Source organism: Psychrobacter sp. PG1, assembly GCF_014897815.1.
Classification (GTDB): domain Bacteria; phylum Pseudomonadota; class Gammaproteobacteria; order Pseudomonadales; family Moraxellaceae; genus Psychrobacter.
The window spans coordinates 1-14,095 of sequence record NZ_JABUZG010000058.1 but is presented as its reverse complement, the minus strand read 5'-3'; the positions used below and the strand labels follow the sequence as shown (position 1 = coordinate 14,095).

General features: G+C 41.6%; 11 protein-coding genes. 5 read left to right on the top strand and 6 right to left on the bottom strand.

The window, feature by feature from the left end; genetic code table 11:
- The first annotated feature begins 51 nt into the window (after window positions 1-51).
- Both INT03_RS09035 and INT03_RS09030 read left to right on the top strand, forming a co-directional pair.
- Window positions 52-2,085, top strand: a complete 2,034-nt coding sequence (locus INT03_RS09035) for a histidine kinase (RefSeq protein ID WP_226950221.1) — start codon at window positions 52-54, stop codon at window positions 2,083-2,085.
- Window positions 2,086-2,159: 74 nt separating this feature from the next.
- Window positions 2,160-2,819, top strand: coding sequence for a response regulator (locus tag INT03_RS09030; RefSeq protein ID WP_193008692.1), 660 nt, complete (start codon window positions 2,160-2,162; stop codon window positions 2,817-2,819).
- Between the two features lie 212 nt (window positions 2,820-3,031).
- On the opposite strand, the gene INT03_RS09025 is transcribed toward INT03_RS09030, so the two are convergent.
- A complete protein-coding gene (locus INT03_RS09025) occupies window positions 3,032-4,510 on the bottom strand; it encodes an MFS transporter (RefSeq protein WP_045455078.1) in 1,479 nt (492 codons plus the stop codon).
- 325 nt (window positions 4,511-4,835) lie between these two features.
- On the opposite strand from INT03_RS09025, the gene INT03_RS09020 reads away from it, so the two are divergent.
- Window positions 4,836-5,237, top strand: coding sequence for a DUF1971 domain-containing protein (locus INT03_RS09020; protein WP_193008691.1), 402 nt, complete (start codon window positions 4,836-4,838; stop codon window positions 5,235-5,237).
- Between the two features lie 78 nt (window positions 5,238-5,315).
- On the opposite strand, the gene INT03_RS09015 is transcribed toward INT03_RS09020, so the two are convergent.
- The gene (locus INT03_RS09015) at window positions 5,316-6,443 is read right to left on the bottom strand and encodes an alkene reductase (protein ID WP_265089718.1); all 1,128 of its coding nucleotides are present in this window, start codon (window positions 6,441-6,443) and stop codon (window positions 5,316-5,318) included.
- Window positions 6,444-6,621: 178 nt separating this feature from the next.
- On the opposite strand from INT03_RS09015, the gene INT03_RS09010 reads away from it, so the two are divergent.
- Entirely contained in the window at window positions 6,622-7,518 is an 897-nt protein-coding gene (locus INT03_RS09010) for a LysR family transcriptional regulator (protein WP_193008689.1), read from the top strand.
- A 139-nt stretch (window positions 7,519-7,657) separates the two neighbouring features.
- On the opposite strand, the gene INT03_RS09005 is transcribed toward INT03_RS09010, so the two are convergent.
- A complete protein-coding gene (locus INT03_RS09005; RefSeq protein WP_193008688.1) occupies window positions 7,658-9,592 on the bottom strand; it encodes an oleate hydratase in 1,935 nt (644 codons plus the stop codon).
- A gap of 205 nt (window positions 9,593-9,797) precedes the next feature.
- Entirely contained in the window at window positions 9,798-10,274 is a 477-nt protein-coding gene (locus INT03_RS09000) for a hypothetical protein (protein ID WP_087814501.1), read from the bottom strand.
- Between the two features lie 629 nt (window positions 10,275-10,903).
- Here INT03_RS09000 and INT03_RS08995 point away from each other — a divergent pair.
- The gene (locus tag INT03_RS08995) at window positions 10,904-11,764 is read left to right on the top strand and encodes a cache domain-containing protein (protein WP_226951676.1); all 861 of its coding nucleotides are present in this window, start codon (window positions 10,904-10,906) and stop codon (window positions 11,762-11,764) included.
- A 111-nt stretch (window positions 11,765-11,875) separates the two neighbouring features.
- On the opposite strand, the gene INT03_RS08990 is transcribed toward INT03_RS08995, so the two are convergent.
- Complete coding sequence (locus INT03_RS08990; RefSeq protein ID WP_193008687.1) at window positions 11,876-12,928, bottom strand: pyridoxal phosphate-dependent aminotransferase; 1,053 nt, start codon at window positions 12,926-12,928, stop codon at window positions 11,876-11,878.
- A 247-nt stretch (window positions 12,929-13,175) separates the two neighbouring features.
- Window positions 13,176-13,985 (bottom strand): AbiH family protein, encoded by an 810-nt coding sequence (locus INT03_RS08985; protein ID WP_193008686.1) that lies wholly within the window; start codon window positions 13,983-13,985, stop codon window positions 13,176-13,178.
- Window positions 13,986-14,095 lie beyond the last annotated feature (110 nt).

Sequence of the window (14,095 nt, the reverse complement as noted above, 5' to 3'; positions counted from 1 at the left end):
AAGATCTCAAATCTTTTGTGCAGAAAGTATCTGATGGGAGCGCTATTAATCATGTCTAATCTACGACGGCAGTCTTTGTTCCTTCATACTTGGATTGCTATTACGATCATCGCTACTTTGTTTTTGATGTCAGCGATAGGCAGCGGTGCGCTCGCTTGGGTCGCAAAGTCTGATGCTGAGGCGATTAATACCGCAGGATCGATACGCATGGCAACGTATCGCATTAGCTTTCAGTTAGCGACTGACTTTGCGGATAACCATCCCTTTAGCTCAAGCCTAAATATCAAACAAGATGGCTTAGATAGTGACAATGCGCCGCAGGTAGAAAAGCAAGACAGACTGGATTTCTCCAATAAAAGCGAGTCTGAAAAAATAGACATACTGGTTGAAGACATGGAGAGTCGTCTCAACAAATTACAAGCGTATCAACTGACCAGTGCCAACAGAGATAAGGCGATCAGTGAGCAATGGAGCCAGATAAAATCACAATGGTTTCGTGATTTAAAACCATCATTATTGGCACAAGACAAGCAAGGTTTTTATAGTGATTCAACCAAGTATATTGACGATGTTAATCGTTTTGTTGGCGCGTTACAGGATAGAAATGAGCAGCGTCAGACATGGCAGCAAAACCTACAAATACTATCACTGATACTGAGCATGATTATTATGCTGATAGGCGTACAAAGGTTACAGAACTCAGTGCTAACGCCTATTCAACAACTCATTAAAGCCAATCGGGCGTTTAAAGAAGGCAAATATGATACGAGAGTGTCTATCAGCGGTTATAGAGAATTTGAAGCGCTTGGCAATTCTTTTAACGGTATGGCCAGTACCATTGAGAGGTATCAGCGTTCACTTGAGAGTGAGGTACAGACAAAGACTCAGCATCTGGTAAAAGCCAACCAAGCCTTATCATTGTTTTATGATTTCTCAAAGCAGTTGACCAGTAGCCCTGTGAGCTTACACCGGCTTGATGAATTGATTACTGGCTTTGGGTGTATATTCCCATATTTAGATTTTACGCTGTGTATCCAAAGCAATATTCTAACCAATAAAAACTCTATAGCCCTGCACGATGATAGGATGAAGGAGCTATGTACCAAACTCACTTGTGACAGCTGCTCTATTAAAGAAGACGTTTATACCAAAACGTTTCCGATTATTCATCAAGATATAGAATTTGGTGAGTTAAAGGTAAGACCAAAATCTGTCTTAATGACCAATAAAGCTTATGCAGAAGATAAGAAAAAAAGCGAGGAAGATTCAACACGCATCAAAGTAGTAGAGGTGGATAGTAGTTACTTAATTGCTAAAAACAATGAATTGATTGTTGTGCTGACCAATCTCGTCAGCACCGCCTTATCCCTACGCAGACAAAGACAGCAAGACCATCAGCTTATTCTACTTGAAGAGCGCTCGACCATTGCTAGGGAGTTGCATGACTCTTTAGCACAGTCATTGTCTTATCTAAAAATACAAGTCAGCGTGCTCGAAAAACATCTGCAACTGTCTACTGATAAAGACAGTGGGCTGGTGGTATTTGATGAGCAAAGTCAAATCAAAGTTGGGCAGCATATCAGTCAAATAAAAATGGGTCTGAACTCTGCTTATCATGAGCTGCGAGACTTATTGACGACTTTTCGCTTGACGATTGATAGCGGCAATTTTGATGAAGCTTTGTATGAGGCGGCTGATGAGTTTGCTGTAAAAGGACAGTTTGACATAAAGGTCAACAATCAAATCCTATCCTTGAATCTAACGGCAACCGAACAAGTGCATCTCATTCAAGTTATAAGGGAGGCGCTGTCGAATATCAGTCGCCATGCCCACGCTAACAGCGTCACTATCGATTTGGTTTATGATGATGAAAGTAATTATGTAGCGATGATGGTCAATGATGACGGCATCGGCATATCAGGGACTGTCAATCAGACCCAGCATCATGGTCTAATGATTATGAAAGAGCGTGCCTATAAATTAGGCGGTGATTTGATCATCTCTAATAATGTACCCGCAGGTACCAGTGTCATCGTCAGGTTTGTACCCAGTTTCTTTACGGATTATATGGCTGAGCAAAACTAAGTGAATAGGCTTAGTAAACGCTCTTAACCACTGTATTGTGTTTTTTGTAGCATTTTTCAATTTGTGAGTATTTTATGACTACTAAAGTTTATACGTCTGCTTCTCCGGCTCGGCTACTATTGGTCGATGACCATCCCATGCTGCGCCGCGGTGTCGCAGAACTGCTCAGTCTCGAAAGTGATGTAACGGTCGTTGGTGAGGTGAATAACGGACAAGAAGCGTTGGATTTTTTGGCAAACAATCCGGTCGATCTGGTCATTCTAGATCATAAAATGCCAGTGTTGACTGGTATCGAAACCTTAAGAGAAATCAAAGCCAGAAATATTGACGTGGCTACCTTGCTATTTACAGTTTCTGACAGCGGAGAAGACGTACAAGAAGCGTTGAAATTAGGGGTGGATGGTTATTTGCTAAAAGATATGGAGCCTGAGTTAATCATCGTCGATATTAGAAAAGTGTTGCGCGGTGAGCTGGTTATCAGTCCCAATTTGGCTTCAATATTGGCGCAAACATTACGTGCACCAAGCATTGAAGATATCGCTGGCAATCTCACCACTAGAGAGTTGCAAGTGATTCAAATGATTGCTGAAGGCTTAAGTAATAAAATGATCGCCAACAAACTGGATATCGCAGAATCCACAGTAAAAGTGCATGTTAAGCATATTTTGAACAAAACTGGACTACGTACACGGGTAGAGGCAGCAGTATGGACCGTGAATCATTTGTCAAAGTAGTCGTTTGTCAAAATGGTTATTTATCGAAGTGGTTGTTGTTTTAAAATGCTACTTTTTGAAAGTGCTACTTTTTGAAATCGCTACTTTTTATAAAAAAATCATGGGTCATCTGAATAACGCCTATTACATGTCTGGATCGCTCTCTATATCAGTCAAAAAAAGCCACCGAACATTGATGCTGGGTGGCTTTTTTATTTTATAAGCTAATAAAACTAGCCTTCTTCAGCGGCAATTTGACGATCGACCGAGGACATTTTGTATTCGTCACCAAAGGCATCTTCAGGCTCTTTTAACCAGAAGAAACAAAGTACCCAAGCGATAAATGCACCTATCGCAATGATAAAAAAGAACTGATTTGGTTCGACCAAGGTAAATATAAATAGATAGAACACAGCGCCCACGTTGCCATAAGCCCCCGCCATACCAGAAATTTGACCTGTTAAGCGCCGCTTAATTGAGGGGATAATACCAAAAGTTGCACCTTCTGCCCCTTGCACAAAGACTGAACATAGAATCGTAAAGACGACCGCGATAAACAATGGCCACTCTGCATTCAGCAATCCCATCAATCCAAAGCCGATACCGATACCGAACATGTATACCAACATCACCAAGCGACGATTGCCAACCTTATCAGAGATATAGCCGCCAAGTGGTCGTGCCCATAAGTTAACAAAAGCAAAGGTCGATGCGACTAACCCTGCGACGGTAGGGTCGAGCTTCCACGTTGCGGCAAAGAACATCGGTAGCATAGAGACGACCGCCAGCTCTGCGCCAAAGTTAGCAAAGTAGGTGACATTTAGGGCGGCAACAGAGGTAAATGGGTATTTGTCATCCTCAGGGATACCCGCTTTGAGCATGGGTACATTGACACTGATGGCTTTATAAATTTGATAAATAACCACCACAGCGATGAGAGTATAAAACCCCCAAGCGCCTGTTTCGCTCAGGAATCCCATGTTTTTAGTGCGATAAACCAATACACCCAATACGCCATATAAAGGAATAATAAATAGGCAGTATAATAATAAATCTCTCCAACTTGATACCTCTAAAGCACCCGCCTTACGTGCTTTTTTATGGGTATCTTGTGTAGGACCATCGGTGATTAAAAACCAATAGGCTACCCCGTAAGCGGCCATCAGTAAGCCAGATAATGCAATTGCCCAGCGCCAACCGTCATCACCACCAAAGAACTGTAGCGCAACCGTGGGAATGGTAATCGCTGCGGCAGCTGAACCAAAATTACCCCAGCCGGCATAAAATCCTTCGGCAAAGCCAATGTCTTTTGGCTTAAACCAAAGGGCAGTCATGTGAATGCCAACGACGAACCCTGCGCCCACGATAGACATAAATAGGCGAGCGACGAACAGCTGCATCGCGGAATCACCAAAAGCGAAGAACCATGTCGGTATCGCCATGACGACCATCAGTATGGAAAACACGCGACGCGGACCGAAGCGATCCAATGCCATGCCGACTACCACTCGTCCTGGAATGGTCAAAGCAACGTTGGCAATGAGAAATAATTTGATGTGTTCAGAAGTTAAGTAGCTTTCGGCCTCTAGCATAGAAGTGGCTAGTGGCGCCATATTGAACCAGACATAAAAGGTCAGAAAAAAAGCAATCCACGTATAGTGAAGCGCTCTTATATCACGGCGTTCAACCTCAAGTAGCTCTTTTGCATGCATGACAAGTATTCTCCACCGTCGAACTGGATAGTTTAGATGGAGTTAATGTAGCAATAAGTAAGCTCGCTAACCATTAGGCGAAAGCAGTATGAATGTCATTTCACATACTACTTAATGGGGATTAAAAAGTGGCTTTAATATCCTATATATTGATGGTTAACTAAGATGATATGAGGATAGCAATACATTTAAAAATATGATGCGCTATAGTAATAATAACCATTACTGTGCGTGCTTTTCTTGTTTATTAATAGAATTTTATTCACAAGTACGCTGTTAATAAAAAGGATTGGGATACACCCATCAAATTAGCCAAGGAGTTACCATGAGTGATACTGTCGCCTCAAACCCCGTCATACCCAGCCATTGGAAAATAAAGCGTTCGACCCACTTTTTTACTAAAGATAAAGTCCCAAAAGCCTTGCTGACTCATCACAATACAGCAGAGGGCGTATACGGCCAAATTTGTGTCATGCAAGGCACGGTTACCTTTTACGGCTTTGCTGATGAAGCCGCCACTGAACCTGAAAAAACAATTGTTATTAAAGCAGGGCAGTTCGCGGTCAGTCCGCCTCAATATTGGCACCGCGTAGAATTAAGTGATGATGCCCAATTCAATATTAATTTTTGGACAGAAGCGGATACTGGTAATAAGTCGCTGTTCAATAGCTCAAAGATACATAGCAAGCCTATCGAAAAGTTATTTGATCAGTCGGATGAATCATAAGGGCTATATATATGAATCAGCTATTAAAAACATCCTATTCATAAGCAAAAAAATAAGGCCACGAATGGCCTTATTGTATTAAGAGTTTTGATAGTAAGGATAGTTATTATAGCCAATTTCGGTGCCACCATACATCGTGGTAGGATCTGCCTCGTTGAGTGGCCAATGATTGGCGATGCGCTCAGGTAAATCGGGATTAGCAATAAAGGGACGACCAAAAGCAAATAAGTCGCCATAACCTTTAGCTAGCATATGAACCGATTTTTCCGTCGTGTATTTACCCGCATAGATAATACGTCCTGAAAACTCCGCTCTGACCGCTTGATAAAAAGTCTCTGGTAAATCAGGGGCATTGTCCCAGTCAGCTTCTGCAATAGATAAATAAGCGATACCCGCTTGTTCAAGTACTTTAATCGCTTCAATATACGTATGATGTGGATCTGATTCCACTAGCCCTAAATACACGCGAGTTTCATCTGTGCTAGCAAACAGCGGTGCAAAACGTACGCCTAAGCGATCAGCGCCAACCACCTCACTGACGGCAGCCACGATTTCTTTTAAGAAACGCAAGCGATTGGTCAATGAACCGCCATATTGATCATCACGTGTGTTGCTATGCTCAGAGATGAACTGATTCACCAAATAGCCATTGGCACAATGCAGCTCGACGCCATCAAAACCTGCCTCCAATGCATTGCGCGCGGCTGCCGCATACATAGCGACCAGTTCACTAACTTCATCAGTACTGAGTGCGCGTGGCTCACTAGGATCGGCTAACGCGCCTGCACCTGGTGCTGTTTCGATAAATACTTTTACATTGTCAGCAGTGATAGCTGATGGTGCAATTGGCTGAGCGCCTTGTGGTTGTAAGCTGGTATGAGACACGCGACCCACATGCCAAAGCTGAGCGAAAATGATACCACCTGCTGCGTGTACCGATTCAGTGACCTTTTTCCAGCCTTCGATTTGGGCATGCGAATGTATGCCTGGCGTCCACGCATAACCTTGACCCCTTGGCTCAATTTGCGTGCCTTCAGTGACCATAAAACCTGCAGAGGCGCGCTGTGTATAGTAGCTTGCCATTAATTCATTAGGAATATTGTCCGGTTGCGTGCTGCGAGAGCGTGTCAACGGTGGCATGACAATACGGTTTTTTAACGTATATGGTCCAAGTGTGACAGATGCAAATAATGGGCTGGTATCGATATTAGATGGTTCCATAAAACTCTCTTTTAAAACAAATAGATTGGGTTATTGTTTAAACCATTGAGCTTGTTTTGATGCTTTATTACTGCGTAAGTAAGGTTGGCAAGCATAGAGTTTTATGGATACAATCGGAAACAGGATTTTGTTGTTTAAGATACAATTATAAATGGTACATATTATGAATGGAATTAACCGACTTGATATCAAGCAGTTGCGAGTGCTACATGCGTTGCTTGATCTAAAAAATCTCTCACAAGTCGCGCGCAAAATGGGGCTGACACAGCAGGCAATCAGCGAACAATTACGTAAGCTGCGTGATTTGTTTGATGATCGTTTGTTTATTCGTCAAGGCAATAGCATGGTGGCAACTCCCAAAGCGCTATCGATGCAGCAACCCATTAGTCGTATATTAGAGCAGTTAGAAGCACTGTTAGAGCCAGATATGTTTTCGCCGCAGACTTATAAAGGCGTATTTACGATTAGCGCGACCGACTATGCGACGCAGGCATTATTACCGCAGTTGTTTCATATAACACGCCGCGACGCGCCTGATTTGAAGTTAATCGTACGTGATTTTGCCTCAGACAATATCAATCAGCTTATTGCGGCAGGCGAGCTTGATCTGCTGATTACTTTCCCAGAATTTATCCCTGATAACTTGGCTTATGTGACGCTGCTTGAAGAACAACATTTTTGCATTACTGGTTGCGATAATAGTTTTACAACAGAGCCGCTGTCACTGGCGCAAATTGCTGCACACTCGCAGCTGGTGGTGTCACCTTCACGCGCTAACTTACGTGGTTCTCATGATCAGTGGTTTGCAGAAAAAGGTCTTAAACGAAACATTGTTATGTCCGTTCCTAGCTTTTCTGCAGTGCCAGATATCCTCTATACAACCGATATGATTGCATTTTATCCCTCGCGTTTATTGCCAAACAGTCGGGTTAAAGAGCTCAAAGTGGAAGCCCTGCCACCCACATTTAAGGTGATAGCAGCATGGCATCCACGTACCAGTCACAGTGGTATACACCGTTGGCTGATTGAGCAATTACAGCAGTTATCCAAGTCTGACTAGGGCATGACCTCATTTCTATCTGCATTTTAAAATGAGGGCAGGCCCTAGAGCGTTATCGTTTTATTCTTCGTCATTAGTTTTACTAAAGCCATTTTTATCAAAGCTGCTTTTATCAAAACTAACATTACTGATGCCAGAGCTACTTATGCCAAAGTCCTTTGATTGCCTCCCACTGCTGAGTAAATATTGAGTCATTGCCGTTGGTGGATTGATTGGCTTTTGGCAATATGTGCTCGTAATAAGTACCTTTAAGAAGCTTAGTTAATAGACCTTCGCCGATGAAACCTTTACCATCATTGAGTGTATTCGCGGCTTTTAGTAATTGACGGATATCGTATTGTAATGGGTTTATATCGGGGACTTGTTTTTGCACGTTTAATAGCTCATAAACTGCGACACGAGCAGTACGAACAGAGCTCTCCATGGTAAATACCACATCATTATGTGTCTCGACGAACTGACCGACTAGACCCATATTGACACAACCATCAGGGACTATCTCAGGGCGATCGCCTTTAGCACGAGGCATAAACATCGAGGTGATGTAGGGCATATAAGCCGTTCTGACGATGGTATTGGCCATGATATTCTCTATATCATCGAGGATACCAAGGTGATGACAGAGTTCGCTCAAGATCTCTTTGCCTGTACATTCTGGGATGGGTTTTTTGACATAATTGCCTTCTTTATCCATAAACAAGGCATATAGCCATACGACTAGCGTGTCTTTTGGCTGATCAGGGAAATGCGGTTGACGGTTACAAGTAAAGCTCATCAACCAGTTTGAATCCGTAATCGTAATGATGCCACCGGTCACTGTTTTACCCTTATAAGGGTCGTTGACAGACAGCGTTTTGAGCTTATCAATAAAGGCAGACGGCTGGCAGGTCAACGTCGCCGACATCCAAGCAGATTTATCCACATGCTGATTAAATTTTTCTGGATGACCAAAGACGGCAGATTGCTTAGCCAGATTATTCCATACTTTCCAACCAGACGATTGCCCCATAGTGTCTTTTGTGAAGTCCAGCGTCGGCGCAGTATGATCATCCCCATAGCGGGTATCTTCGGTCATGGAGCCAGTCGTCACGATGACGTAATCATTGCTACCCATAGGAATGGTGGTTTGCTCACTCGCTTTCTCCGTGATGATGGCTTTGACCTTTTTGGTGCCTGTTACCTTGTCAGCATGCTCAAACTCAATGTCTAAATCGGTAACGAGCGTGTCATACTGAAACTGCACACCTTTATCTTTTAAATAGTTTTGTAGTGGCATAACAAAGCTATCATACTGATTGTATCTTGGGAATACCAGTGCAGACATGTCGTTTAGACCGTCCAATGCGTGTAAAAATCGATGCGTATAAAGCTTAAACTCAAGTAAGCTGTGCCAGTTTTCAAAAGCAAACATGGTTCGCCAAAATGTCCAGAAGTTGCTACTCAAAAAGCTGTCATCAAAATACTCTTCAATAGTGATATCGTCTAGCTCTTCCTTGGGTTTTAATAGCAAACGAATTAAAGCGAGTTGGTTGGCTTTACTCAATCCCAGTTGACTGAAGTCTTTTATCTCGCCTTGCTTATGGATCAGGCGTGCAATAGAGTAATTAGGATCGGTGTCATTTGCTATGCGATACTCATCCAAGGTGCTATAAGGCGCAGGCATTTCAAGAGCGGGGATATCTTGAAATAAATCCCAAAAGTTTTCGTAAGTGAAATCCATTTCACGACCGCCGCGCACCATATAACCCGTCTCAGGATTGCCGCTACCATCTAAGGAGCCACCTGCCACGTCAAGATGCTCTAAAATGGTAATGTTTTCAGCGGATACTTTGCCATCTCGGATGCAGTAATAAGCACTGGCCAAACCTGCAATACCGCCCCCAACGATATAAACCTTACTGTCCTGATAAGCGTCAGTGGGCGTCCCAATATTGCGCTGATAATTACCAATTTGGTCAGGGAAGGGTAAGCGCTTGCCTGGTATGTTTGCTACACGGGTTTTACTGGCATCAGGCTGATGGATAAATGTGTCGTGGTCTACCGGATTATTGGTTTGAGTCTTCGTAATTTTCATAGGTTCATCCTTATTGAGTAAGACTGATATAAAAGGTTATTTGACTAAAATGAAGGGTTTATAGACAGACTATAGGGTATTTTTATTAAACAATAATGACATCGGTTGAAAGTAATATAAGTACTTATTTGCCAAGTTATGCGTTATCCACTGGCTAATGGCTGGCTATTTATGATGGTTGCTAACCACAATAAATTCTATGCAATTACGTAGGCGCTGTTTCATACGCTCCAGCAACGGCACAACCTTGATAGCTTTTATTATCATAAGTCAACGTCACCGTAAATTCATTTTGATAGCCATTATCATCGGTACAAATCTGGCTGTGTATATTCATAATAATAGGTTTGCCGCTAACGGTACTCACGTATTCCACACCTTCGGCATAGGTCGAACGAGAGACAACGATGGTCGTTGGTTTCAAAAAATCTGCTTCAATGCTGAGTTGGTTGCCATCAATTACTGTGCGCCAACTTTTTTCTGTATTACCAAAAGCGGTGAACGCTGATAACGGTTCTTCGGGGCTGGACGGCTCCATGCTTAGCTGTTCGTCAGCGTTCTCTTTTGCCGTGTTGTTAATGATAGCTGTTGATTCTTTTGCCGTGGTTGGTTGATGACTACTACAAGCCATTAGTGAAAGACTACTTGCTAAGCACAAAGTACTAAAAAACAAAGGACGCATCGCTTTTCCTTTAATATTTAAAAGAGAAAGACTTTGTGAGCGCCTTTCTTTAGGGTTAGTTGAATAGCTGTATGAGCGAGTGATATTAAGCTCTGAGTGTACAGCAGACAGGCTTTGCAATCAGTGATAAGTGACGGTGATCCGCGATATTATATAAAATACAAACACACCCTCTATATTAGTATTATTAATATAACATATGTATAAAATTTCACAGTACAGAACAAGATAAACTTGGCAGACTCTATAATCATAGAGATATTGATGACATAAATAAAAAAATTAGCGACTGACTTGAATATGAAGAAGCCACTTAAACAATAAGTGGCTTTTTTGTGCCTTGCAATGGCTGATAGTACAGCTATGCGCTCAATAAGCTGCATGATGTTATTGATGATAAAAAGAGAGCAGCGCTAAATGAGTACAAGGTTGTATCTATCAACGGCAAGCTAATTGTTGTTAATTAAAAGGTGCTGGTCAACAGATAAGAAAAAAAACTTTTGTCATCATATTGTCATGACGGCATCGTATCCTTGAGCCCACTATAAATGGTGGTTTCGTATCACTGATGTCTTTATTCATTAAGTGATGCATTGATGATGGTAGACGCATCAATATAAGGTTTATCTATGAGTGTTGCTGGTCGGCTTGGTAGTATTTCCACACGCATGCTGATTATTTTAGCATTGGCTTTTTTACTAATTATCCTGATGGTGTATTGGGTTATTGAGACTCAAGCTAAGCCTCGTATATTGGAGATGACTTCAGAGACAGTGGTTGAAACGGGTAACGAAGCTATTAATAGCATTATGGCGAATATCAGCCATGTCGACGGACTGGCAAAGGCAACCAGTGCGATGGCGGGCGGCTTGCCAAAAGAAGACGGTCTTTATAGAGAAACCTTTGGTAATCTCATGCAACAGACCGATCAACGGATTATGGGCGGCGGCGTGTGGTTTGATCCAAATATGTACGCTCAAAACCGAGAGCGTCAGTCGTTTGTGTGGGCGCGTGATGACGCAGGCAACATGCAGCCGTTAGAGCAGTATAATCAAGTGCGCCAAACGCCGAGTCCCTATTATAGAGAGTGGTGGTACATTCCTGCGATGTACGCACGCCATGACCACTGTGTCTGGAGCCGTGCGTATGTCGATCCGCAAAGCAATCAGCCGATGATGACGTGTGCCAAGGCATTGTATGACAGTCGCAATCAGGCTTTTGATGGGGTAGTGAGTTTTAATCTGCTATTAGATAACCTCGATGAAGCCATGAAAAAGTGGCAAGATAAGCTGGGTGGTTATGTCTTTTTGGTAGACTTGGACAATCGATTTTTGACCTTTCCTGATCAATCTATGGTCACGCAAGCGACTGAAGATAATCCCCAAGGCGAGATGGTAACCGCGCATCAATTGGCCGAGAAACATTCAAGCTTTGCCCCTATTGCGGACAGCCTAGATAGCATTAACCAAACTGAACTTAGCCATTTTTAGCCATTTTTAGCCATTTTTAGCCCATTTAGCAAGTAATCGATTGAATTGAGGACACGCCCTAGTCTTGTTAGTTTATCGATATTTCAAATTAGCAATTTTTTAATGCACTACTTAGACCCAGCCTTTTTCACGGAACAGCTTTAATACTTTAATAAATGCTGCCATCTCGTCAGGTGTGCCAAGTGTTAGACGGTTGAAACCTGTAATAGGTGGAAACTCGCGACCAACCTTGATGCCATGGTCACGCATTCTATCGATATAAGTTTTTAAATCACCTTTTATCTCATGAAAAATAAAATTGGTCTGTGAAGGTAAATAACGCAATCCAAGATCGTCTAATACTGTCTCAATCATTTGGCGCGACTGATTGGTATTGCGCAAGCTGAGCGCTAAAAACTTGGCATCATTTAACGTCGCAATAGCAGCAACCGCACCTGACAAGTTGGTGTTGTCCATAGACATAAACGCTTCGACAGCCTCGATTGCTTGCGGATTAGAAACTGCGTATCCCACTCGCATACCGGCTAAGGCACATAACTTTGAGAAAGTATGGATAACAATAAGATTGTCGGATAACCCTTGTTTCACCCACTCAATACCGCTCTCAAAGCTTGGATCTGATACGTACTCCAAGTAAGCTTGATCTAGCAAGAAGTAATGGTTATCTGGTGCATTACTTACCCAAGTTTTAAGCCTTGAAGTTGATGTAATGATGCCCGTTGGGTTGTTTGGATTGCAAATATAAAGTAGGCTGATGCCATCAAAATCGTCAGCTGCTTTTTGTAGTTCATCAAAATCATAATCATAGTTTTCAGCGGTTAATGGTATCTTGACCACAGGCACGCCAATGGAATTTGCATACATCTCTGCACAATCAAACGTTGGCACAGGAATCACCATTTGAAACTGCTTACCCTCTTTTAATGCTTTGTTTTGCAACATTTGTAAGGTAGCTCGAATATTTTCAGTCGAGCCATTGCCTAAGGAGATTTGGTTTTCTGCCACACCATGGATGGTGGCAATTTTGCTAATGAGCGCCGCGCGTGGATTATCTGGATAACGAAAGCCCTCACCTAAAGATTCTATAATGGCTTGTTTAGCAGAATCTGCCATGCCTAGTGAGTTTTCATTCGCATTTAATTCTAAGAATTTGTTATTTTGCATGATGGATTATATGCCTCAACGTCCGTTGTTATAAGTTCATATTGCTCATTGATATCATATTAAGGGGCATTTGGTATAAACACAAGTTTTGATATGACCAATTATTAGTTATTAATTTACACCTATGAAGCCCTTCCTTTTAATCCCAATATTAGGTCAATTCAACACAACAGACAGTCATTTGTCGTCACGCATACTGCTATGAGAAATAGGACAAAAATTACCAAAAAATACTTTTAAGTTATAATCATTCAGCCTTTTTATTCTCTGCATAAATATCGGGTGCGGCTTCAAATACTAGCCAGCCCTTCTTCATCCATTCTTGAATAATATCTTTACCCATAATATGCATAAGATTAGCGAGTTGCATGTGTTGTGAGCCATGATACCAAATTTTTATAGTGACTCTATTCAACAGATTATCACTGTTCAGATTAAACATTTCTCTAATATACTCTCCATCTGAAGAATCTAAAGAGTGTCCCCAGATAATAATCTCATAGTCATTTTGAAGCAGGTAGTTTATAGGTGGCTTACTTGTTAGCTTCACATCACTATTATCTAAAAACATATAATCAGTATTACTGACAAGTTTTTGAAAAGTCTTAACAAAGCCGTAAATTTTATATTTTTTTAATTTTCCTTCATCTAAGTCGCTTATTCCAAGCACAATATTTTTGCGTTCCGCACTGCCATGAATATACTGTACTTCTACTTGATTAAGTTGACTTTCAAGACTATTTGGATACAGTCTCTCGAAGGTGTCAGAATAATTAAACGTATAGACTGCATCAATTTCTTTTTTCAAATTACCAAAGGCATCAAGAGGTTTAGTTGGTTTAAGTTGGTTAATTACTAGGTTGATATAGATTGTAAATATTTTTGAGAAAAGCTCTAAATCTTTGAGTATTTTATTGTATATTTCTATTTCGTTAAATGATGTATATACAGTTGAGTTTCGACTCAAATATTTAGTTTCCACTATATTATTGAAAGATTTTTTTATATTTGTTTGAGTGGTATGTTCACTAATTCTCCTTTCCCTATACTCCTCCAAAACCTCATAATGAACCGCCCCGACTATATCGGAGAGTGATTTACTTGAGTCAGGCAGCCATGCCTGACAGGATTAAATTATCATAATACCGCTTTTCAAACTCAAAGGGT

Bases quoted from the DNA above. Each gene is read 5' to 3' on its own strand.
- INT03_RS09010 (WP_193008689.1), top strand. From the start codon at position 6,622: ATGAATGGAATTAACCGACTTGATATCAAGCAGTTGCGAGTGCTACAT.
- INT03_RS09030 (WP_193008692.1), top strand. From the start codon at position 2,160: ATGACTACTAAAGTTTATACGTCTGCTTCTCCGGCTCGGCTACTATTG.
- INT03_RS09020 (WP_193008691.1), top strand. From the start codon at position 4,836: ATGAGTGATACTGTCGCCTCAAACCCCGTCATACCCAGCCATTGGAAA.
- INT03_RS09025 (WP_045455078.1), bottom strand. From the start codon at position 4,510: ATGCATGCAAAAGAGCTACTTGAGGTTGAACGCCGTGATATAAGAGCG.
- INT03_RS09000 (WP_087814501.1), bottom strand. From the start codon at position 10,274: ATGCGTCCTTTGTTTTTTAGTACTTTGTGCTTAGCAAGTAGTCTTTCA.
- INT03_RS09005 (WP_193008688.1), bottom strand. From the start codon at position 9,592: ATGAAAATTACGAAGACTCAAACCAATAATCCGGTAGACCACGACACA.
- INT03_RS09035 (WP_226950221.1), top strand. From the start codon at position 52: ATGTCTAATCTACGACGGCAGTCTTTGTTCCTTCATACTTGGATTGCT.
- INT03_RS08995 (WP_226951676.1), top strand. From the start codon at position 10,904: ATGAGTGTTGCTGGTCGGCTTGGTAGTATTTCCACACGCATGCTGATT.
- INT03_RS08990 (WP_193008687.1), bottom strand. From the start codon at position 12,928: ATGCAAAATAACAAATTCTTAGAATTAAATGCGAATGAAAACTCACTA.